The 22,813-nt window shown below is 65.5% G+C and carries 17 protein-coding genes; 6 read left to right on the top strand and 11 right to left on the bottom strand.

Features of this window, described 5'->3' with window-relative positions; all coding sequences use genetic code 11:
- The first annotated feature begins 62 nt into the window (after positions 1 to 62).
- Positions 63 to 989: a LysR family transcriptional regulator gene (locus tag AC56LV_RS00430; RefSeq protein WP_499555166.1), complete on the top strand. Its 927-nt coding sequence runs from the start codon at positions 63 to 65 to the stop codon at positions 987 to 989.
- 43 nt (positions 990 to 1,032) lie between these two features.
- Here the strand turns inward: AC56LV_RS00430 and alaS are convergent, their stop codons facing one another.
- The 4 genes from alaS to AC56LV_RS00410 form a co-directional block, all read right to left on the bottom strand.
- Positions 1,033 to 3,642: an alanine--tRNA ligase gene (alaS, locus tag AC56LV_RS00425; protein ID WP_499555164.1), complete on the bottom strand. Its 2,610-nt coding sequence runs from the start codon at positions 3,640 to 3,642 to the stop codon at positions 1,033 to 1,035.
- Between the two features lie 72 nt (positions 3,643 to 3,714).
- Positions 3,715 to 5,370 carry a flagellinolysin gene (locus AC56LV_RS00420; RefSeq protein ID WP_499555162.1) on the bottom strand — a complete coding sequence of 552 codons (1,656 nt, stop codon included), beginning with the start codon at positions 5,368 to 5,370 and terminating at the stop codon, positions 3,715 to 3,717.
- A gap of 94 nt (positions 5,371 to 5,464) precedes the next feature.
- Complete coding sequence (gene ugpQ / locus AC56LV_RS00415; RefSeq protein WP_499556760.1) at positions 5,465 to 6,217, bottom strand: glycerophosphodiester phosphodiesterase; 753 nt, start codon at positions 6,215 to 6,217, stop codon at positions 5,465 to 5,467.
- 20 nt (positions 6,218 to 6,237) lie between these two features.
- Positions 6,238 to 6,588, bottom strand: a complete 351-nt coding sequence (locus tag AC56LV_RS00410; protein WP_499555160.1) for a DUF1294 domain-containing protein — start codon at positions 6,586 to 6,588, stop codon at positions 6,238 to 6,240.
- 767 nt (positions 6,589 to 7,355) lie between these two features.
- On the opposite strand from AC56LV_RS00410, the gene AC56LV_RS00405 reads away from it, so the two are divergent.
- The gene (locus tag AC56LV_RS00405) at positions 7,356 to 7,784 is read left to right on the top strand and encodes a DUF3597 domain-containing protein (protein WP_499556759.1); all 429 of its coding nucleotides are present in this window, start codon (positions 7,356 to 7,358) and stop codon (positions 7,782 to 7,784) included.
- Positions 7,785 to 7,919: 135 nt separating this feature from the next.
- Here the strand turns inward: AC56LV_RS00405 and AC56LV_RS00400 are convergent, their stop codons facing one another.
- Complete coding sequence (locus AC56LV_RS00400; protein ID WP_499555158.1) at positions 7,920 to 8,969, bottom strand: serine endopeptidase; 1,050 nt, start codon at positions 8,967 to 8,969, stop codon at positions 7,920 to 7,922.
- Positions 8,970 to 9,097: 128 nt separating this feature from the next.
- Complete coding sequence (trpS, locus tag AC56LV_RS00395; protein WP_499555156.1) at positions 9,098 to 10,162, bottom strand: tryptophan--tRNA ligase; 1,065 nt, start codon at positions 10,160 to 10,162, stop codon at positions 9,098 to 9,100.
- Between the two features lie 299 nt (positions 10,163 to 10,461).
- Here trpS and AC56LV_RS00390 point away from each other — a divergent pair, with 299 nt between their 5' ends.
- From AC56LV_RS00390 to AC56LV_RS00380, 3 genes are read left to right on the top strand one after another with little or no spacing between them, the layout of a single operon-like run.
- A complete protein-coding gene (locus AC56LV_RS00390; RefSeq protein ID WP_499555154.1) occupies positions 10,462 to 12,780 on the top strand; it encodes a family 1 glycosylhydrolase in 2,319 nt (772 codons plus the stop codon).
- 56 nt (positions 12,781 to 12,836) lie between these two features.
- A complete protein-coding gene (locus AC56LV_RS00385) occupies positions 12,837 to 14,606 on the top strand; it encodes a cation:proton antiporter domain-containing protein (RefSeq protein ID WP_499555152.1) in 1,770 nt (589 codons plus the stop codon).
- A gap of 34 nt (positions 14,607 to 14,640) precedes the next feature.
- Complete coding sequence (locus AC56LV_RS00380; protein ID WP_499555150.1) at positions 14,641 to 15,897, top strand: CaiB/BaiF CoA transferase family protein; 1,257 nt, start codon at positions 14,641 to 14,643, stop codon at positions 15,895 to 15,897.
- A 48-nt stretch (positions 15,898 to 15,945) separates the two neighbouring features.
- On the opposite strand, the gene AC56LV_RS00375 is transcribed toward AC56LV_RS00380, so the two are convergent.
- Positions 15,946 to 16,149, bottom strand: a complete 204-nt coding sequence (locus tag AC56LV_RS00375; RefSeq protein ID WP_499555148.1) for a hypothetical protein — start codon at positions 16,147 to 16,149, stop codon at positions 15,946 to 15,948.
- A gap of 268 nt (positions 16,150 to 16,417) precedes the next feature.
- Between AC56LV_RS00375 and AC56LV_RS00370 the strand changes: the two genes are divergently transcribed.
- A complete protein-coding gene (locus AC56LV_RS00370; RefSeq protein WP_499555146.1) occupies positions 16,418 to 18,067 on the top strand; it encodes a DUF4394 domain-containing protein in 1,650 nt (549 codons plus the stop codon).
- Between the two features lie 72 nt (positions 18,068 to 18,139).
- Here AC56LV_RS00370 and AC56LV_RS00365 read toward each other — a convergent pair whose 3' ends face one another.
- From AC56LV_RS00365 to AC56LV_RS00350, 4 genes are all read right to left on the bottom strand, one after another.
- On the bottom strand, positions 18,140 to 18,835 hold the full coding sequence (locus AC56LV_RS00365) for an anti-sigma factor (RefSeq protein WP_499555144.1): 696 nt from the start codon (positions 18,833 to 18,835) through the stop codon (positions 18,140 to 18,142).
- Entirely contained in the window at positions 18,832 to 19,389 is a 558-nt protein-coding gene (locus AC56LV_RS00360) for a sigma-70 family RNA polymerase sigma factor (RefSeq protein WP_499555142.1), read from the bottom strand. The genes AC56LV_RS00365 and AC56LV_RS00360 overlap by 4 nt, the downstream gene beginning before the upstream one ends.
- Positions 19,390 to 19,472: 83 nt before the next feature.
- The gene (locus tag AC56LV_RS00355) at positions 19,473 to 21,128 is read right to left on the bottom strand and encodes a response regulator (RefSeq protein WP_499555140.1); all 1,656 of its coding nucleotides are present in this window, start codon (positions 21,126 to 21,128) and stop codon (positions 19,473 to 19,475) included.
- 65 nt (positions 21,129 to 21,193) lie between these two features.
- Positions 21,194 to 22,696, bottom strand: a complete 1,503-nt coding sequence (locus tag AC56LV_RS00350; RefSeq protein WP_499555138.1) for an ATPase domain-containing protein — start codon at positions 22,694 to 22,696, stop codon at positions 21,194 to 21,196.
- Positions 22,697 to 22,813: the final 117 nt, after the last annotated feature.

The raw sequence follows: 22,813 nt of genomic DNA, 5'->3' as shown, positions 1-22,813 counted from the left end.
ACCCATGCTGCGGCCATATCATTTATGCTTTGGTTGCATAAAACGAATTCACGCGGACACGAATGAATAAATTGTTGTGGATGCGTTGCTTCGTGCGCGCTGTCGAAACCGGTAGTTTTTCAGCCGTTGCGCGCGAGCTCGGGATCGGGCAACCGAACGTCAGCCGGCATGTGGCGGCGCTGGAGAAGTCGCTCGGCACGCGGCTATTGCATCGCTCGACGCGGCAGATGGTTGCCACGGCCGAGGGCCAGCGCTACTACGCGCAAGCGCGCCAGGCACTCGATATCATCGGCGAAGCCGAAGCACAGGTGCATGGCGAACAAGATCCGCATGGACTGCTGCGCATTGCGTGTCCGGAGAGTATCGGCACTGAACTCCTGATACCCGCCCTGCCGGATTTCCTGCAGCGCTATCCCCATGTCGATGTGGAATGTCGGCTTGGTGACGCCTACATCGACCTGGTGGCCGAAGGCATCGATATCGCCATCCGGGGTGGCAAATTACGTGACAGCACCCTGCGTGCCCGGTGCGTCGGTCAATCCGCGCGCATCTGCGTGGCAAGCAGGACGTATCTGAAACAACGTGGTACGCCGCTGGAACCCGGCGACCTGGCTGCGCACGATTGCATCATGTATACCTTGCTGGCGGCCGGCAATGACAGCTGGCCGTTCAGGGATGGCGATCGTAAGGTCAGTGGGCGCGTGCGACTCAATAGCCTGGACGGCATTCGGCGCGCCGTCCTGAACGACCTGGGGATCGCTTACCTGCCTTCCTGGATGGTGACCAGGGAATTGCAGAGCGGCGAACTGGTAGCGTTGCTGACCGGGCATGGGGCGCCGCCTGTGCCCGTCAACGTGCTGTATTCCGCAGAACGGCGCCTGCCCCGGCGTGCAGCGGTCTTCGTTGACTTCATTGCACAGGTGCTTGCCAAGGTTCCCGGACTCAACAGCACCAAGGTCGTTCCCACGCGTTCAGCTTGCCCCAAATAAAAAACGCCGCCCAAAGGCGGCGTTGATCTCGCAGACAGCGTGCTTACGCGCGCTCGCCCACCCAGCCCGCGACGCCGGCCAGCGCTGCCGGCAGGCCCGATGGGTCGGTACCGCCGGCCTGCGCCATGTCCGGACGCCCGCCGCCCTTGCCGCCCACCTGCTGGGCCACAAAGTTGACCAGTTCGCCCGCCTTGACCTTGCCGGTGGCATCCTTGGTCACGCCTGCGATCAGGCTGACCTTGCCGTCGAGGACGCTTGCCAGCACGATCGCGGCCGTGCCCAGCTTGTCCTTGAGCTTGTCCATGGCTTCGCGCAGCGTGGCCACGTCAGCACCTTCCATCGTCGCTGCCAGCACCTTGATGCCGTTGACGTCGATGGCTTGCGCGATCAGCTCGTCGCCCTGCCCCGATGCCAGCTTCGACTTGAGCGCAGCGACTTCTTTTTCGAGCAGCTTCACTTGGTCCTGCACCTGGCCGATGCGGCCCGTCAGTTCGTCAGGATTGGTCTTCAGCGCGCCGGCCGCTTCGATCAGCTTGCGGTTGATCGATTGCACCAGGGCCAGTGCACCTTCGCCCGTGACGGCTTCGATGCGGCGGATGCCGGCAGCGACGCCGCCTTCGGACACGATCTTGAACAGGCCGATGTCGCCGGTGCGGGTCACGTGGACGCCGCCGCACAGCTCTTTCGAGGTGCCGATGTCGAGCACGCGCACGGTGTCGCCGTACTTCTCGCCAAACAGCGCCATGGCGCCGTGCTTGACTGCATCATCGAACGACATATTGTGGGATTGGGTTGCGTGGTTCTCGAGGATCTCGCGGTTGACGATGGTTTCGACCTGCGTGATCTCGTCCAGCGTCAGCGCCTGCGGGTGGCTGAAGTCGAAGCGGGTCTTGTCAGGATCGACCAGCGAGCCTTTTTGTGCCACGTGCGTGCCCAGCACTTCGCGCAGCGCCTTGTGCATCAGGTGGGTTGCCGAGTGGTTGCGAATGGTGCGCGCGCGCTTGGCCGTGTCGACCTGTGCGTCGACCGTTGCGCCGACCTTCAGCGTGCCTTCGCGCAGCACGCCGTGGTGACCGAAGACGTCGGCTTGGATCTTGAGCGTGTCTTCGACTTCGAAGCGGATGGCGCCATCGCCAATCACACCCTGGTCGCCCACCTGGCCGCCCGATTCGGCGTAGAACGGCGTCGTGTCGAGCACGACGATGCCAGCCTGGCCGGCGGTCAGTTGCTCGACCTTCACGCCGTCGGCATACAGCGCCAGCACGTGCGTGTTGTGGGCCAGCGAATCGTAGCCAACGAACTTGGTCTTTTCGCCAGCGTACTCGACGTTGGCGGCCATCTTGAACTTGCCGGCGGCGCGCGCCGTTTTCTTTTGCTGTTCCATGGCGGCGGTAAAGCCCGCTTCGTCGAGCGTGATGCCACGTTCGCGGCAAATGTCGGCGGTAAGGTCGAGCGGGAAGCCGTAGGTGTCGTACAGCGTGAATGCGGTGCCGCCGTCGAGGTTTTTCGGATCCTTGGCCAGCTGGGCTTCGAGGATCTTCATGCCGTTTTCCAGCGTCTCGCCGAAGCGTTCTTCTTCGGCCTTGAGCACTTGCGCCACGCGTTCTTTGGCCGTGCGCAGTTCGGGGTAGGCTTCGCCCATCTCGATGTCGAGGTCAGCAACCAGCTTGTAGAAGAATGGCTTGGTCTGGCCCAGCTTGTGGCCGTGGCGCAGCGCGCGGCGCACGATGCGGCGCAGCACGTAGCCGTGGCCTTCGCTGCTCGGGATGATGCCGTCGACGATCATGAACGACGCAGCGCGGATGTGGTCAGCGATGACCTTCAGCGAATTGTTCTCGAGGTCAGGGGCGGCGGTTTCGCGCGCAGCGGCCTTGATCAGGTTCTGGAACAGGTCGATTTCATAGTTGCTGTGCACGTTCTGCAGCACGGCGGCCAGGCGCTCCATGCCCATGCCGGTGTCGATCGACGGCTTCGGCAGCGGGGTGAGCGAGCCGGATTCGTCGCGGTAGAACTGCATGAACACGAGATTCCAGATTTCGATGAAGCGGTCGCCATCTTCTTCAGCCGAGCCCGGTGGGCCACCCCAGATGTCGGCGCCGTGGTCATAGAAGATCTCGGTGCACGGACCGCATGGGCCGGTATCTGCCATCTGCCAGAAATTGTCGGATGCGTAGCGCGCGCCCTTGTTGTCGCCGATGCGGATGATGCGCTCTTTCGGCACGCCGATCTCGTTGGCCCAGATGTCGTACGCTTCGTCGTCCTCGAAATACACGGTGATGGTCAGCTTTTCGGCTGGCAGCAGGTAGACCTTGGTCAGGAGTTCCCAGGCCAGCTGGATCGCATCGCGCTTGAAGTAGTCGCCGAAGCTGAAGTTGCCCAGCATCTCGAAGAACGTGTGGTGACGCGCTGTGTAGCCGACGTTTTCCAGGTCATTGTGCTTGCCGCCGGCGCGCACGCAGCGCTGCACGGACGTCGCGCGCGAGTACGGGCGCGAATCCAGGCCCAGGAAGACATCCTTGAACTGCACCATGCCGCTGTTGGTCAGCAGCATGGTCGGATCGTTGCCCGGCACCAGCGGGCTGGAACGCACGATGGAATGGCCTTTGGATTCAAAGAACTTGAGGAACTTTTCGCGGATGTCGGAGGATTTCATGTCTGATCGTTGGGCGGAGTGAGGCAGCGTGCCTATAAAGGAACGATTATAGCCTAGCTCCCCGATCCATTCTCAGCGCAGCAGGCTCAGGATGGAGCGTGGTTGCCCGTTGGCCTGCGCCAGCATCGCCGACGCCGCCTGTTGCAGGATCTGCGTGCGGGTCAGCCGCGCCGTGTCGCTCGCGTAATCGGTATCCTGGATACGCGAGCGGGCCGCCTGCATGTTCTGCGAACTCGTCTCGAGGGCGCCGGCGGCCAGGTCCAGCCGGTTGCTCGAGGCGCCCGTGCGTACGCGTTGCTCGCCCACGAACTCCAGCGCCCGGTCGATGCTCAGCAGCGCCACGTTTGATCGTGTCATGTCGAGATTGGCCAGGCCCAGGGCACGCGCATTCATCGACGAGAATTGCAGGTCGATCAGGTCGCCGGCACTGTCGCCGGCCTGCACCTGCACGCGTCGCACACCGCTGGCGCCGCCCTCGTCCGGGTAGACGACATTGAAACCGGCCAGGCCGTCCGCGGCATTGCTGGTCCCGCTGGCGGGCACGACGGCGCGGGCATCGCGCACAGGGCCGCCATCAGCGTCCAGGCCGCCGATGGCGCCCGTATCGGCATTGGTCAGATTCATTTTTGTATTGATAAATTGTTCGCCATTGGCGCCGAAGTCAGCCAGGAACGCGGCGTTGCTGGTGTACACGCCCATCGACACGGCATTGAGCGCCGCGTCGAGGTTGGCGGACTGGTTGTTGTTCAGGTATTGCATGATGCCCTTGATGCCGCCCTCCACGCCCAGGCCCTTCATGCGGTCGTGGAGGTAGCGGCTGGCCGCATACCCGCCTTCGTACGTAAATCCGCCACCAGCAATCGTGGCGACGACGCCCGCGATGCTACCGGCGCCGGCCAGCCGTTCGTCGGCGCCGTTGATCAGTTCAGCCGTGCCTTCCACGAACCATTGCGGCAGCGACCCCATATTCATCGTGCGGCCCATCACCGCGTGCACCATTTCATGGGCGACGATACGGTCACTGTAGAGTGGCGCGCTGCCACCGTCGGGGGTAGGTGCGGTGCCGAAGTCGGCCATGTCGATATTCAGGTGCAGATTGTTCAGCTTGCCGCCGGACGACGTGCCGGACACCGATGCAAGCACGTTATAGGCGCCGTCCGTGGTCTCGAGGTTGACAGTCAGTTTGGCCCCATCGCCCATGAGTCCGTAATGCTGCTTGATCAGGTCTTCGGCCGAACTGAGCCAGCCGGATTGCAAGCCATCGAGCACGGCGCGCCGCCGTTCGTCGCCGCCGATGCTGATAGTGTCCTGCGAAAACAGCGCTTGCCCGTTGAAACTGGTGTCGGTGCCCACTTGCGTGATGTGTTGCAGCAGTGCCTGCGTCTCTTTCTGCAGCGCGCTGCGATCGCCGTCCGTGTAGCTGCCGTTGCCGGCCGCCACCGCCATCTCGCGCAGGCGTTGCAGGGTCTCGGTGACGCTGGCCATGGCACCATCGGCCACTTGCAGCATCGATGTCGCGTCGCTCAGGCTGCGCATCGCCTGGCTGACGCCGCGCAGGTTCGACGACAGGCGCGACGTGATCGCCTGGCCGGCGGCATCGTCGGACGCGCGGTTGATGCGCATGCCGGAGCTCAGGCGCTCGACGAGCTTTGCCTGCTCCGTGTCATGCGTGCGCGTGCTGCGCTGCGTGCTGAGCGACAGGGTATTCGTCGAAATGGAAAGCGCCATGGTGGCAACACCGTCAGGGTGATCGTCCCTTCTTAACGTCACCCCTTCCCTGTTACTTGAGGTCGCAGTGTAAATATAGTGCCTGACCTTGCTGTCAGGCGAAATCGGGCGTGATCAGGTCGATGCGGTCGGTGCAGAAAGCGTCCACGCCCCAGGCCAGCAGTTCGCGCGCGCGGCCGGCATCATTGACGGTGTAGCAGAACAGGCCGTAGCCGGCGTCCTTGACGGCGCGTGCCTGCTGCCGGCTCAGGTGCAAGTGGTTGGTATGGATGGCGCGCACGCCGAGCGCCTGCGCCCGCGTCTGCCAATCGGCGCCGAGCGCGCTGATGAGACAGGCGCGCGGCAGGGTCGGGGCCGCCGCCTGCGCCGCCGCCAGCGCGACGTCGCTGAACGACGACAATAACGGCAACGCGGCCGGGTCGCCGGACGCGAGCGCGTCGGCGAACAGCGCGGCCGTCATCTGCGCCACGACGTGGCCCGTCTCCCCTTCGTAGCCGGGCGCCGGCTTGATCTCGATATTCATCCAGATGCCGTGGGCCATGCACAGGCGCGCAAAGGCGTCGAACAGTGGCACCGGCTCGCCCGCGAATCCAGGGCCGAACCAGCTGCCGGCATCCATCGCGGTCAGGTCCCGCGCATCGTGCTCGAACACGCTGCCGCTGCCCCGGACCGTGCGGCCCAGGGCCGGATCGTGCAGCACCACGGGGACGCCGTCGCGCGCCAGCATGACGTCGAACTCGATCGCGCGAAAACCCGCTGCCATGCCGCAGCGCAGGCCGGCCACCGTGTTTTCGGGCGCCAGCGTGCCGCCGCCACGGTGCGCGAGGATGCGGGGCCATGGCCACACGGGATCGTTCTTCATCATCATCATGCAAAGGCCGATTGGCCGAAGCGATAAGCAAGGAATGCGAATACGGCCAGGTTCAACACCACCGTCGCCTGGAACTTCCACTGGAACGATTGCTTGCTGGTCTTGTGGCGCAACCACTGTTGCGCCAGTACGGCGCCGGGCCAGCCACCGATCAGGCCCAGCAGCAGGAGCGTGGCTTCCGGTGTGCGCCAGGTGCTGGCGCGCGCGGCCGACTTGTCCATCGCGTAGGCGACGAAACAGGTCAGGCTGGTGACGAGGTAGGCGGCGCCGACGACCTGGGACATGTTCCAGGCCAGGCTGGCAAACAGGTACAGGAGGAGGAACACGGCGAGCGGGACGTAGGGCATGCCGACAGCTTACCGGTCGTGGTACTGTCGTGTCCACCTGGCAAATAGGTGTAGCGCTACCCTTTCCTGCGCAACACCGACGTAATGATCACAGAGCGCAGAGCGCGCATCACAGAGCGCAGATCGTTGATGATCGATGCACCGTGGGTTCGTCATCGTACAGAGCAGTCCATATCAAAACGCCTACGCTGGTCATCCATCCCGGCATTCACCCAGCAGGAGAACACATGGCTTTTGATTTAGGTAATTTGTTGCAGCAATATCTTGGTGGCGCAGGCGCCGCCAGCACCAACGGCAATGCTGCCGCCGACTTCGACCAGGTAGCGCAGAACGCGCCCCGGGCCAGCGTCGCGCAAGGCATCGCGAGCGCACTGCGCTCCGACCAGACCCCACCGTTCCCGCAAATGGTCAGCCAGCTGTTTGGCCAGAGCGACCAGAACCAGCGCGCCGGCATGCTGAACAGCTTGCTGGGCGGCGCAGGCGGCGGCGTGCTGTCATCAGTCGCCGGTGGCGCACTGAGCAAGATCTTCGGCAACAATGTGCCAACGCAGGTGACACCTGAACAGGCAGCGCAGGTCTCGCCTGAGCAAGTACAGGAACTGGCTGAAAAAGCACAACAGCAGAATCCCGGCATCGTCGATCGCATGAGCGACTTCTACGCCGAGCATCCGACGCTGATCAAGGCTGCCGGGGGCGCCGCCCTGGCCGTCGCACTGGGCTACATGGCAAACAATATCCGTAATCAATCACCAGAAAAGGAGGGTCCCGTGGGTATCCTGAGCAACATCTTCCATAAAATTTTCCCAGGCAAAAAAGACGCAGCACCGGCGGCAACGCCAACGGCTGCACCTGCTGCCCCGACCGCAGCACCGGCAGCACCAACGGCCGCCGCACCAGCAGCAGCGCCAGCGCCAGCGCCAGCAGCAGCGCCAGCCCAGCCGGTCGACGTCGAGCAAGTCCTGAACGGCATGCTCGCCTCGTCGGGTCAGCAGCTGAACTGGCGTTCGTCGATCGTCGACCTGCTCAAGCTGCTCGGCCTGGACAGCAGCCTGCAGTCGCGCAAGGAACTCGCCGCTGAGCTGAACTATACGGGCGACATGAACGATTCGGCCAAGATGAACATCTGGCTGCACCGCCAGGTCATGAACAAGCTGGCGGCCAATGGCGGCAAGGTGCCAGCTGATCTGCGTGACTGATATCGGGTAGCGCGTACCTCACATCTTCCCTGGTATGCGAAGGTGTGTTGAACGCGTGGGCGGAAACCCGCCCACCCTACGTAGCGCGCACTTCATAAAACCGCAACCGGCCCCGCCGGCTGCGGTTTTTTTCATTCAGTCGGCCAGTGTCGTGTTGGCCGCCGCGCCGCACGCGAAGCAGAACCGTGCAAACGCATTCTTGCGCGTCGTGCAGGCAGTACAGCGGTTGAACAGGCCGATGCCACAGTGCGGGCAGAAATCGTTCTTGCCATCCTTCAGGTCGACCGCCCGCTCGCACCCGGGACACAGGCTTTTCGCCAGCCGGGTCTGGGCCACGTCATAGCGCATCCCCTGGCGCCGCTCGGCATCGGGCAATGCTTCAGCCAGCTTCTGGCGCGCCAGATATCCCTGCAACCACCGGATCGCATAGCGCCCGGCAACGACCGTCAGGATGATGCCGACAATGTAGCGTACGTACCCGCCATAGCTCGGCAGATACGGCACCAGCTCGAAAAAGAACGTGAACAACGCAAACAGGATGAAGCCCCAGGCAAATGGCCAGTCGGGCGTCTTGCGCTTGTGCTTGAACAGCCAGCCGGCCACCAGCAAGAGCGGCAGGGTCAGCGCGAGCCGATAGCCAAACACGCGAAGATCGCGCGCAGCCTGCGCTTCAAACAACGCCTTCGCGGCTGGCTCTTCCAGCGCACGCCAGCGGGTGCCGGCGCGCTCCCCGGCCTGGGTTGCGTCGAGCAGTGTCTGCTGTTCTGCCTCCACTGCCGCAAGCGCCGTGCGCTCGGCGCTTGCGAGCGCATCGAGTGCTTCGGTGCGCTTGATTAATTCCGGATCCTGCTCGGGCCGCGCCGTCACCTGCCGCGTCGCCAGCCAGTTGCCGAACGTCTCGCGTGCCGAGGCAGTATTCGCGCTGGCCACCGTGTGCTTCTGGGTCGCCTGCTCCAGGCGCGACCGGGCCTGTTCCTGCGCTTTGTGCGCGGCTTCGCGCTCGGCTTGCACACTGGCCAATTGGGCCGGGTCCATGAACTGCTCGAGGGTCAGTGGCTCTTCAACATCGCGCACGTTCTGCACGATCAGGCTGCCAAGCCCGATCAAAAAGCCGGCAAACACGAACGCAACGAGCCACAGGGCGCGCTGCATCCATTTTTCAGTCAGGCGCAAGCCTTTGCTCATGATGCACTCCCGGGTGATGGACAAGCACGCAGCTTGCCACCCCCGGGGGCTTTCTACTACTCACAGTTGCGATAGCCTTGCGCTGCGCTACCGCCGGCATCGCCGCGCGATACCGGTCAGACGCAAGATCAGAAGTACGACAGCCCCAGCGCCTTCTTGACTTCGTCGGTCGTCGCCGCCGCGACTTCACGCGCCTTCATCGTGCCTTCCTTCAGCATCTGCATGACGTAAGCCGGGTCTTTCGCGAACTCTTCACGGCGCGTGCGGATCGGCGCCAGCATGTCCTGCAGGATGCCTTCGAGGCGCTTCTTGACGATGCTGTCGCCCAGGCCGCCGCGCTGGTAATGCGCCTTCATCTCGGCCAGGCCGTCCTTGTCGGTATCGAACGCGTCCAGATACGTGAAGGCGACGTTGCCTTCGACGTGGCCCGGGTCGGAGACCTTCAGGTGCAGCGGGTCGGTATAGACGTTCCGGACGGCGGCGCGGATCTCGTCAGGGCTGGCGCCCAGATTGATCGTGTTGCCCAGCGACTTGCTCATCTTGGCCTTGCCATCGATGCCCGGCAGGCGCCCCACTTCAGGCACGAAGGCCTTGGCTTCCACCAGGATGTCACGCCCGACGATGCGGTTGAACTTGCGCACGATCTCGTTGCACTGCTCGATCATCGGGATCTGGTCTTCACCCACCGGCACCATGTTTGCCTTGAAAGCAGTGATGTCGGCGGCCTGGCTGGCCGGGTAGGTCAAAAAGCCCGCCGGGATGTCGCGCTCGAAGCCGCGCAAGACAATTTCGGCCTTGACGGTCGGGTTGCGCTCGAGGCGCGCGACGGTCACGAGGTTCAGGTAATAGAACGTCAGCTCGGTCAGCTCGGGGATTTGCGACTGGATGAACACGGTCGTCTTGGCCGGATCGATCCCGACAGCAAGGTAATCGAGCGCCACTTCCACCACATTCCGGTGTACCTTACCCAAGTCATCCATATTGTCGGTCATGGCCTGCGAGTCGGCGAGCATGACGAACTGACGGTATTGATGCTGGTAAGCCACGCGATCGCGCAGGCTGCCAACGAAGTGGCCCAGGTGCAGCGGGCCCGTCGGCCGGTCACCGGTGAGGATGATCGAGTTGGCAGCCGGCGTAGTTACGGCGGTCGTTGCAATATCGGTAGAAGTAGTAGTTGAAGTAGGCAGTGTCATCGAGGTTCCTGGTTCTATGCCCCGATCGCTGCGTATCAACAATGAACGCCGCCTGAATCGAGGCGGCTATGAAATGCACATCATTTCCCGTGGCCGCGCGCTATCAGCGGCGCCACCAGGAAAGAAGAATTGGATGTGCTTTCGGAAAGATCATGGACCGCATGGTTGCAGGTTGCCGCCGCGCTGTCAACCGCCACCCGGTCCGTGACTCGGCAGCAGGGCTCTCCCAACACAATACAGATCAGTCAGAGCACTTCAGGTCGACCAGCTAGTTGCAATAATATTAAGGAATAAACGCCATGAACAAGAGCACGAACAGCCAGAACCACCAGGACCATTCCCTCGAACTATGGGGCGGCCTCGAATGCACCGTCAACCGCGTGCAGGACGCCTATTTCAGCCAGCTCGACCGCAATGGCCACACCGACCGGCCGTGCGACATCGAGCGCTTCGCCGGCCTCGGTATCCGCGCCATCCGTTACCCGATCCTGTGGGAACGCACGGCCCCGGATGGCCTCGAGCACGCCAACTGGCACTGGCCCGACGAACGCCTGAACGCGCTGCGCGAAGCCGGCGTCACGCCGATTGCCGGGCTGGTCCATCACGGCAGTGGCCCGCGCCATACGAGCCTGGTCGACCCCGGCTTTGCAGAGGCACTGGCAGACTACGCCGGCGCCGTCGCCGCGCGCTATCCCTGGCTCGAGTACTACACCCCCGTCAATGAAATCTGCACGACGGCGCGCTTTGCCGGCCTGTACGGCGTCTGGTATCCGCACGGGCGCGACGACCGCACGTTCATCCGGGCGCTGCTGAATCAGTGCCGCGCCACCGTGCTGTCGATGCGCGCGATCCGCGCCGTCAATCCAGATGCCAAGCTGATCCAGACCGACGATCTCGGCAAGACCTACAGCACGCCCGAACTGAGCGACGTCGCCGAGTTCTACAACGAGCGCCGCTGGCTCGGCTGGGACCTGCTGTGCGGGATGGTCGTGCCCGACCACCCGTTGTGGAACTATCTGCTGCGCAATGGCGCCGATGCCGCCGAACTTCTCTGGTTCCGCGACAACCGGTGCCCGCCCGACATCATCGGCTGCAATTACTACGTCACGAGCGAGCGCTGGCTCGACCACCGGCCGGAGCGCTATCCGGCGCACCACCGCGGCATGGCCGACGACCTCCCGTGCGCCGACGTCGAAGCGTCGCGCGTGCTGGCCACGCCCACGCCCGGCATCGCCCCGCTGCTGCAGGAAATCTGGGACCGCTATGGCATCCCGCTGGCGATCACAGAGGCGCACATCGACGCCAACCGCGAAGACCAGATGCGCTGGCTCCTTGAAATCTGGGAAGCGGCGCAGCAGTCGCGCGCCAATGGTGTCGACGTGCGCGCCGTGACGGTCTGGGCGCTGCTCGGCTCGTTCGACTGGAATTGCCTCGTCACCGCCGAACATGGCTATTACGAACCGGGCCCGCTCGACGTGCGTTCGCCGCTGCCGCGCCGCACCGCGCTCGCCACGATGATGAACGAACTGGCCGCCGGCGAGCCGCTGTCGCATCCGGTGCTGCGCGCGCAAGGCTGGTGGCGCCGCCCGGGCCGTTTCGTGTGCCAGCCGGTCGCCACGCCCGACACGGTAACGTCCATCGCCGCCGACGGCCATCGCCTGGTCGGCACCAGCGCCCCGCCGATCCTGATCCTGGGCGCCACCGGCACGCTGGGCCGCGCATTTGCCCGCATCTGCGAAAAACGCAACCTGGCGCACCGCCTGCTGTCGCGCCAGGACATGGACATCGCCGACCAGGAATCGGTCGAGCAAGCGCTGGCCCGCTACAAGCCATGGGCCGTGATCAATACCTGCGGCTACGTGCGCGTGGACGACGCCGAACGCGAACTCGAACGCTGCATGCGCGAAAACACCGTGGGCGCGGCGACGCTGGCCGCCGCCTGCGCGCAGCATGGCATCCACCTGACCACGTTCTCGAGCGACCTCGTGTTCGATGGCAGCAATGAGCGGCCGTATGTCGAATCCGATCCGGTCGCGCCGCTGGGCGTGTACGGGCGCAGCAAGGCCGAGGCCGAGCGCGTCGTCCTGCTGAACCACCCGGGCGCGCTGGTCGTGCGCACGAGCGCCTTCTTCGGCCCGTGGGACGAACACAACTTCGTCACGCAGGCGCTTGCTGCGCTGGAACGGGGCGACCCGTTCGTCGCGGCCGGCGACCTGACGGTGTCGCCAACCTTCGTGCCCGACCTGGTGCATGCCTGCCTCGACCTCGCGGTCGATGGCGAAGCGGGCATCTGGCACCTGGCCAACCAGGGCGAGCTGACCTGGGCCGAGCTGGCGCGCCGTGCGGCCGAACTGGCCGGCATCGATGCGCACCGGCTCGAAGCGCTGCCAGCCGAGGAATTCGGCTTCACGGCGCCGCGGCCACGCTATTGCGCGCTCGCCAGCGAACGGGGCGCGCTGCTGCCGACGCTCGACGATGCACTGCGCCGCTACATCGACCTGCGCAACGCCGACCGCGACGAACGGCGCGAACTCGAAGCGCAGGCCGAACGACGCCAGGACGTGGCGGGTAGCGAGCGCCAGGCCGAAGTGGACGAGGCAGTGCACTCCGGGACCTGACCGGCCGGTGTGGTAGGGTTGGCAATTGCGCCAACCCTCCACGAACAGGTACTTCCGTGAACGACCACCACGCCTTCCCCTTTCTGCGTGAAATCCTGCTGTTCCTGATCCTGGCCGGCATCCTCATCCCTGCCCTGCAGCGCCTGCGCATCAACCAGGTGCTCGGCTTTCTCGCCGTCGGCGCCCTGCTCGGCCCCTTCGGCCTGGGCGCGCTGGCCCTCCACACGCCATGGCTGGCGTTCCTTACCTTCCCCGCTGGCCCCGGCATCTCGATGCTGGCTGAAATCGGCGTGCTGTTCCTGATGTTCATGATTGGACTGGAACTGTCGGCCGCGCGCCTGTGGTCGATGCGGCGCTGGGTGTTCGGCGCCGGCACTGCGCAGGTCGCGGCCAGCGCCACGCTGATCGGCGCCGCGCTGTACCTGTATGGCTTGCCGGGCCAGGCCGCTGTCGTCCTCGGCCTCGTACTCTCGCTCTCGTCCACCGCCGTCGTCATGCAGCTGATGAACCAGCAGCACAGCACCGGCACGCGCCTGGGCCAGGCCGCCTTCGCCGTATTGATGCTGCAGGATCTGGCCGTGGTGCCGATCCTGATCCTGATCGGCGCGCTGGCCAAGGGCGCCGGTGACGGCAACGACGCGCTGCTGCTGGCTGCCATCACGCTGGCCAAGGCCGCCGGCGCGATTGCCCTCATCTACCTGGTGGGCGGGCGCGTCGTGCATCCGCTGTTTCGCGCCTTTGCCCGCCAGCGCCAGCCCGACGTGTTCATGGCGCTGGTCCTGCTCGCGACCTTCGGCATCGCGGCATTGTCGGCCGCCGCCGGCCTGTCGATGGCGCTGGGCGCCCTGATCGCCGGCCTGCTGTTAGCCGAGACCGAATTCAAGCACGAGGTCGAGCTGATGGTCGAGCCGTTCAAGGGTTTGCTCATGGGGCTGTTCTTCATGACGGTCGGGATGACGATCGACACCGGCCAGATCCTCGACGCACCGTTGTGGCTGGCCACCTTCGTCCTCGGGCTGGTGCTGATCAAGGGCCTCGTCGTGGCCCTGCTGTTCCGGATCGGTGGCCTGCCGTGGGGCCGCGCCGTCGAAGGCGGCCTGCTGCTGGGCCAGGGCGGCGAGTTTGCCTTCATCGTCATCGGCTATGCGGCCACCAGCGGGGTGCTCGATCCGGCGCTGGGCGCGCGCGTGATGCTGGCGGTCGGCCTGTCGCTGTTCATCACGCCAATGCTGGCGCGCCTGGGCCGGGCCATCGGCGACCAGCTGGAAACGCGCGGGGACCAGCTCGCCGCGCAGCACGATCATGCCGCCTTAGGTGCGGTGCGCGGCCAGGTCATCATTGCCGGCTTTGGCCGCGTCGGCCAGCAACTGGGCAAACTGCTCACTGCGCAAAAGATTCCATTCGTGGCGTTCGAGACCGATGCGCGGCTGGTGGCGCAGCTGCGCGCCGACGGCTGGCCGGTCTGGTTCGGCAACGCGGCGCGGCCCGAACTGCTGCGCCGCGTGCACGCCGACGAAGCGCCCGCGATCGTGCTGACGATGGACCAGCCGCTCGCGGCGCTGCAGGCGGTGCACGGCATCCGGCGTGAATTCCCGCACGTGGCCTTGTTTGCCCGCTCGCGCGACGAGAAGCACGCGCGCGACCTGCGCCTGGCCGGCGCCTCGGTCGTGGTGCCCGAGACACTGGAAGCGAGCCTGCAGTTATCCAGCTTCGTGCTCGGGGCAATGGGGCTCGAAGAACGCACGATCGACGCCATCGTCGACCGTGAACGCGCACTGTCCGCGGCCGCCCAGCTGGCGCCGCAGCCCATGGCCGGCCCGTTATAATCGGCGCTTCATGATTGCCTACCCTGCCTGAACCATGACGCCATCTTCCGCTTCCGCTTCCACATCGCTGCCCAAGGCGCTCGGCCACATCCGCGTGCTCGACCTGTCGCGGGTGCTGGCCGGTCCGTGGTGCGCGCAAAACCTGGCCGACCTGGGCGCCGACGTAATCAAGATCGAGCGCCCCGGCAGCGGCGACGACACGCGCGCCTGGGGCCCGCCGTATGCGAAGGACGCCGATGGCCGCGACACGCAGGAAGCGGCCTACTACCTGACCGCTAACCGTGGCAAGCGCTCGATGACGGTCGATATCGCCAGCAGCGAAGGCCAGGCGTTACTGCGCGAACTGGTACTGTCATGCGACGTGGTGCTCGAGAATTTCAAGGTCGGACACCTGGCGCGCTATGGGCTCGACTACGCGAGCCTCAAGGCGCTCAAACCCGACCTGGTCTACTGCTCGATCACGGGCTTCGGCCAGGACGGGCCGTACGCGCACCGCGCCGGCTACGATTTTCTGATCCAGGGCATGGGCGGCCTGATGTCGGTGACGGGCGAGCGCGACGACCTGCCCGGTGGCGGGCCGCAAAAGGCCGGCGTCGCGCTGACTGACCTGATGACGGGCATGTATGCGACGGTGGCCGTGCTGGCGGCACTCACGCACCGCGACCGCACGGGTGAAGGCCAGCACATCGACATGGCGCTGCTCGACACGCAGGTGGCGATGCTGGCCAATGTCGGCAGCAATTACCTCAACAGTGGCAAGGCCCCGAAACGCTGGGGCAATGCGCACGCCAATATCGTGCCGTACCAGACCTTTGCCTGCCTCGATGGCCACATCATCGTCGCCGCCGGCAACGATGGCCAGTACCAGAAGTTCGTCGAAGCGGGCGGCCGGCCCGAGCTGGCGTTCGATGCGCGCTTCGCTACCAATCCGCTGCGGGTGCAGCACCGGGACGTGCTCGTGCCGCTGCTGGCCGACATGGTTGGCGAAAAAACGCGCGCCGCATGGATCGCACTGCTGGAAGAACACGGCGTGCCATGCGGGCCGATCAACGACGTCGGCGAGGTCTTCGCCAACGAGCAGGTGCAGGCGCGCGCGATGGCGATCGCGCTGCCGCATCCGAGCGCCGGCGAAGTCACGCTGGTGCGCAATCCGATCCGCATGTCGGCCACGCCGGCCACCAGCAGCGTGGCGCCGCCCACGCTGGGCCAGCACACGCTGGATGTGCTGCGCGATGTGCTGGGCAAGAGCGATAGCGAGATCGCCGCCCTGCAGAACCGCGGCGTCGTCTAGCGCCGTCTTCCTTCATCCTGGCGGCCGCCCGGCCGCCTCAGGGCTGCTTCAGCGCACCCGGGTCCAGGCCCGCACCGACGCGAACGCCAGCAAAAACAGCGAACAGATCAGCAGACTGAACATCGCGCCGGCAATGTAGAAGCCCGGCGTAAATCGGGTACCCGACAAGACCGACCAGGCCTTGATGCACGAGACCGACCCGGCCAGCGAAAAGGTGGCCACGGACACGACCTCACCCAGGGAAACACGCATGACGACACCGTTAAAACAAGGTTGGTGGTGCAGGACAGCTGCACCATAATTTCTCTACAGTAACATGCGGCCATGCCATCAAAATGCGTGCATTCTCACATGCACGCAGGCTGCATGCGCCCGCCGGGCTGGGTAGATAAGTTTATTTTCATCCTGCTGCATCCAATCCTGCATCTGGTGCGTAGTACCCGTGTCGACATGGCAGCCTGCCCGCGGGCCGTGCGCCCTGATTCACTTTGACGACCCATTCTACTAATAAGGACACATCATGAAAAAACCACAATTCGCCAAGCTCGTCCTCGTTTCTTCGATCGCCCTTGCGCTGACCGCCTGCGGCAGCGATGACGACGACAACAACGCCGCGCCGGCGCCGACCACCCCGCCGCCGGCGTCCGCGACTGTTGGCGATGTGGTTGCCCTGACTGTCAGCAACCGTCTGATTTCGTTCGACGGCGCGTCCCCGGCGACCATCCGCACCAATGTGCTCGTCACCGGCCTGCAGAGCGGCGAAAACCTGGTGGGCATCGACATGCGCCCAGTCGACGGCATGCTGTACGGCGTCGGTTCGACCGGCCGCCTGTACACGCTCGATCCGGTCACCGGCGCTGCCACCAACAAGTCGCGCCTGGCCGCTGATGCCGCCGACACCACCGACGCATTCACTGCACTGGCAGGCACCAGCTTCGGCGTCGACTTCAACCCGATGGCCGACCGCCTGCGCATCGTCAGCAACACGGGCCAGAGCCTGCGCATCAACGTCGACACCGGCGCGACGACCACCGACGGCAGCATCAACGGCGGCGCAGCGAACACGGCGATTTCTGCCTCGGCCTATACCAACTCGTTCGCCGGCACCGGCTCGACGACGCTGTACGGCATCGATGCCGTCAACAACACGCTGTACACCCAGAACCCGCCAAACAACGGCACGCTGGCCAGCCCGGTCCCGCTGGGCATCGTCGCCGGCGCCGTCAACGGCTTCGACATCGATGCACGCACGAACATGGGCTATATGGTGGCCACCGTCGGCGGCGCACGCAATCTGTATGGCGTGAACCTGGCCGCCACCACCGCACCGGCCACGCTGGTGGGCGCGCTGGGCGTGACCGAAGACATCCGCGGCATCGCGCTGCGCGCGGCGCAGACGCCAGTCGTGCTGGGCTTGACCGACGATAACCGCCTGGTCGGCTTCAAGGTCGGCACGCCGAACACGCTCGACACCAATGTCGCCATCAGCGGCCTGGCCCCGGGCGAGCTCGTGCTGGGCATCGACGTGCGCCCACGTGACAATATGCTGTACGGCCTGACCTCGACCGCGCGCCTGATCACGATCGATCCGGCCACCGGCGTCGCTACCGTGAAAGCCACGCTGGCCGCTGACAGCACCGACACCACGCTGCCGTACACCGCGATTGCCGGCACCGCGTTTGCCGTCGACTTCAACCCGGTCGCCGACCGCCTGCGCGTAATCAGCAACAGCGGCCAGAACCTGCGCATCAACGTCGACACCGGCGCGACGACCACCGATGGCGTCATCAACCGCACCGGTGCAGCCCCGATGGTGGCAGCAGCCGCCTACACGAACAGCGTCCCGAACGCGACCGCGACGCAGCTGTTCGACGTCGACAGCGCCAGCTCGGTGCTGGCCCTGCAGAACCCGCCAAACGACGGCACGCTGGTCAATGTCGGCCCGCTGGGCGTGACGGTCGCCGGCGACGGCGGCATGGACATCGCCGGCGGCGCGAACGGCCTGGTGCTGGCAGCCCTGCGCACCACCGCCGGTGGCCCGACGTCTCTGTACCGCGTCGACATCACCACCGGTGCCGGCACTCTGATCGGCGGCGCCGCCAACCCGGCCACATCGCGCATCGGCAGCGGCATGCCGGGCGTGAAGGACATCGCGATCTGGCTGCGTTAATCACACCGTAGCATGAACAAAGGGCGTTCCCGCTGATGCGGGAACGCCCTTTTTCGTTGCGCTCGCCCGGCCCTAGATGACGACGGCGCGGCCGATGAACAGAATCGGGCCGGTCGGTTTGCCGATCGGGGAGCCGGCTTCCGGCTCGAGCGTGATCTCGAACAGCTGGTTCGGCACGATCTTCGGCAGCTTGTCGAGCTTGACCTCGACGGTCTCGCCAGGCTTGACGAGACCCAGCGACACGGGGCCGGACCAGTCGTCGGCCTTGGTCCACAACTGCAGCGCGCGCTGCGACGGCACGGCGGTTGCCACCAGGGGTTCGAGGCGCAGCGTCGTCGCGCCCGTCATCTTGAGCACCCAGCCCGGCGCGGCGTTCTGCGGCGCAGCCAGCACCACCATGTAGTGCGGCTGCTGCAGGTCGTTGACACGCAGGCCGACCACCACCGCCATGACGGCAGCGGCGGCAAAACCGCCTGCGGCCAGGCCGCGCCACAGGCCCAGGCGCTCCCACCAGCCGGCGCGCGCAGCCGGCGCCGGTTTGGTGACAGGGCCCAGGCTACGCTCGATGCGCGCCCACAGCGACGCCGGTGGCGTGCTCGGTTCCACCAGCGTGGTCAAGGGCAGCAGCCGTGCTTCCCAGAAAGCGACGGCGGCGCGCAATGATGCGTTATTGGCCAGCGCGGCGTCGACCTCGAGCCGCTGGGCGCGCGGCAGCGTGCCGAGCACGTATTGGCCGGCCAGTTCGTCGTAATCGTGTGTAGCGTTCATACCATGCACTCCCGCAGCGCGCTCATGCCGCGCTTGATCCAGGCCTTGACCGTGCCCAGCGGCGACTTGAGCCGCTCGGCGATTTCACTGTGCGAGAAGCCATCTACATAGGCGTGCAGGATGCTGTTGCGCTTGGCCGGATCGAGCCGGGTCAGGCACTCGTGCAGCCGGCCCATGTCCTGGCGCAGCTCGAACGCATCCTGCATGGTGGGATCGAAGGCGTCGGCGTCGAGCGCATCGAGCGTGTCTTCGTCGACGCCGACTTCGTGGGCGCCATCGCGCACGGCGTCGAGCGCCGCGTGGCGCACGATCGTGTACATCCAGCCACGGCCCGAACCGCGCGTGGCATCAAACGTGCCGGCGCGGGTCCAGATGCTTACGAAGGCATCATGCACGACGTCTTCGGCGCTCTGGCGGTCGCGCACGATGCGCAGCGCCACGCCCAACAGGCGCGGGCTTTCCTGGTCATACAGCCGGCGCAGGGCGTGCCGGTCGCCGCGGGCGCAGGCGCCGATGGCGGCTTCATAGTCGAATGGGTCGGGTGCGGTTGTCACGGTGGTCCGTTGGCAAGTGGCGTCTGTCGGATTATATAGGCGCAGTCAAACGCGCAGAGCGCGCTGAGTGCGCTCTGCGCACCTCAGGCCAGGGCGGCGCTGTCGCGCTGGCGCTGGCGGTCCAGGGCCTGGCCAACGCTCACTGCAAGTTCGGCCAGCTGGAACGGTTTGCGCAGCACGATATCGTCGCCGATCACCTGCTCGATCGCCTTCATGTCGGCGTAACCGGTGGCGATGATCATCGGCAGGCCCGGGAACATCGTGCGCGTGCGCACCATCAGGTCGGCGCCCGTCATGCCGGGCATCAGGTAATCGGTGATCAGGAGCTCCGGGCGCGCCCGTTGCAGGGCCGCCAGGCCCGCTTCGCCGTCGGCCGCCTGCGTCACGTGGTGGCCGAGCGCTTCGAGCGACGAGACCATCGAGGCGCGCACGAAATCGTCGTCCTCGACAATCAGGATGCGCGCCGGCTCGCTCGCCACCGGCATCTGCGCCAGTGGCGCCGGCTCGGCCTCATCCAGCCCGGTGGCGGCGCGCAGCCAGATTTCCACCGTGGTGCCCACACCCTGTTCGCTGAGGATGCGCGCCGCGCCGCCCGATTGCTGCGCCATGCCGTACACCTGGCTCAGGCCCAGCCCGGTTCCCTTGACGCCCTTGGTCGTGAAGAACGGCTCGAACACCTTGGCCACCAGTTCCGGCGCCATGCCTTCGCCGCTGTCGGTCACCGCGATGCGCACGTAGTCGCCGTCTGCCAGCAAGCCCGCCGGCGGCGCCGACAGGCCGGCCGCGAACACCAGCTCGCCGCCGGCCGGCATCGCGTCGCGCGCATTGATGGCCAGGTTCAGTAACGCCATCTCCATCTGGTTGCCATCGGCCAGCACCGCTGCGCAGTCGTCGTCGACGGCAAAGCGCAGCCGGATGGCCGAGCCGACCGAGCTGGCCACCAGCTCGCGCACGCCGTCGAACAGCAGGCCGATATGGGTTTCGCGCAGGTCGAGGCTCTGGTTGCGTGCGAAGGCCAGCAACTGGCTCGTGAGCTTGCCACCGCGCTGGCAGGCGCGGCGTGCGATCTCGGCGCGGCCCTTGGCCACGTCGTCCTTCGACATCAACAGGATCAGGTCCATGCTGCCCTGGACCACATTGAGCAGGTTGTTGAAGTCGTGGGCAATGCCGCCGGTCAGGCGTCCGACCGCTTCCATCTTCTGGTACTGCGCCATCGCCTGCTGCACGCGTTCGCGCTCGATGATCTCGTTCATCAGGCGGTCGTTGGCCTGGGCCAGCGCGCGGGTGCGCTCGTCGATGCGCGATTCGAGCGTTTCGTTCAGGGCGACGAGTTCCTGCCGGCTATCGTGCAGGCTTTGCGCCGTGCGCTCGCGGTCGGCCAGCACGTCGCGCGCCTGGTACTGGCGGCGGCGCGCGCGCAGGGCCGAGATGCTGGCGCTGCGCAGCGTCTGCGCATTGAGCGGGCGTTCGAGCAGGATCACGTTGCCGTAGTCGCCCAGGCGCTCGCGCGCCGCGCCCTGCTGCAGGCCGACCGTCTTGGCCAGCAACACGATGAACGGAAAGTCGGACCAGGGCGCCTGCGCCTCGAGCCAGGCGTGCAAGGCCCTGGGATCGATGTTCTGCAGCGCTTCTTCGGCCAGGATGGCCGCGCCCGCGCCCTCCTCGATCGCCGCGCCGAGCTGGGCGAAGTCGAGGAAGGCCTTGCACTCGAGGCCATCGCGCTGCAGCACCGACGCCATGACGTCGGCGTCGCGCCCGCGCGGCGCGAAAATCAGGATGCGTTCCTCGCGCGCTGCGCGGCTGGCTATTGCCCGGCATCTGGAACCGGAACCATCATGGGCGTGGCGCCGCGGTAGTTGGGGATGCCGGTCAGCACGCCCTCGAAGCCCACGAGCGGCGCGCCAATACGCACGCCGCCATGGCCCAGCTGCAGCTCGTGGATCGTCTGCGCGTGCTGCGTGGTGCGGCTCTTGATCACGCTGATCGCGCGCCGCACATTGCCGCTCGCCTCAAAGAAGCGCATCAGCACCGTGCTGTCGCTCAGATAGCTCAGGTCGACGTCGGTGCGGCCTTCGGCCATCAGGCCATGCTGGCCCAGGATCATCATGGTCGTCACGCCCTGCTGGTTCAGGTACGACAGCAGTTCGTGCATCTGCAACGTCAGGAACTGTTCGCCCGGCATCGCCTGCAGGTAGGCGTTCAGGCTGTCGATCACCATGAAGCGCGTGCCTTGCTGTTCGACGGCGTCGCGCAGCAGCTGGGCGAATTCGCCGGGCGAGAGTTCGGCCGGATCGAAGTGGCACATCGCGAGCTGGCCGGTGGCCAGGTAGGGCCGCAGGTCCAGCCCCAGTTGCGTGCTGCGGGCAAAGAAGGTGCCCAGGCCTTCGTCGAACAGGTAATAGGCCGCCTTTTCGCCCCGCTCGAGCGCAGCCAGCAGGCAGCGCGTGGACAGCGTGGTCTTGCCGATGCCGGACGGGCCGACGATCAGCGTGTTGGTGCCGCGAATCAGGCCGCCGCCCAGCAGCGCGTCGAAGCCGTCGGAACCACTCGAGCCAACCAGCGGCACGAAGTCGCGCACGTGTTCGGCGGCAACCAGGCGCGGGTACATCGTGATGCCGCCCGTGTCGAGCGCATAGTCATGGTAGCCGCCACGGAAGCGAATCCCGCGCATCTTGAGGATATTGACGCGGCGCCGTTCCTTGCCGTAGTCGCGGGCGATCTGCTCCAGGCTGATGACGCCGTGGGCAATGCTGTGCAGCTGCTGGTCGGACTGGTTGGTCTTGTCATCAAGCAGCAGGACGGTGCAACCGCGCGCGGAGAAGAATTGTTTAAGCGCAAGAATCTGGCGCCGATAACGCAGCGGATTCTGGGCCAGCAGCCGCATTTCGGACAGGCTGTCGAACACCACCCGCACCGGCTGCAGTTCGTCGACCCGGTCCATGACCTTGCGCGTCGTTTCGCCCAGTTCGATTTCCGATGGATGGAACACCGACTGTTGCGCATCAAGATCAAGGTCGTCTTCGCCTGCCAGCTCGTAGATCGACAGCGGTGTCAGGTCCCAACCATGGCTTTGACCCACCGCAATCAGTTCGTCGGTCGTTTCGGACAGGGTGACATACAGGCCGGCTTCGCCCCGCGCCATGCCGTCGAGCAGGAATTGCAGGCCAAGCGTGGTCTTGCCGGCGCCGGGCGAACCTTCGACGAGATACACGCGCTGGGGCGTCAAGCCGCCACCCAGGATATCGTCGAGGCCGGCAATACCGGTGGAAATGCGGCCGGTTACATTGGCGGAAGTGCGGTCGTTCATGAGAGCAGCCCAGGAAGGTCGGCCGATCGACACGTGGGGCAACTGCTGCACGCGAAAGACCTGGTGAAAAGCGTTGCTTTTTGCAACGGAAGTTAAGCAGATTATATCGTCATTATG

It is taken from the genome of Telluria sp. RB2R28 (assembly GCF_059685835.1).
The sequence above is the reverse complement of the archived record's forward strand: the minus strand, read 5'-3'. Positions and strand labels throughout refer to the sequence as shown.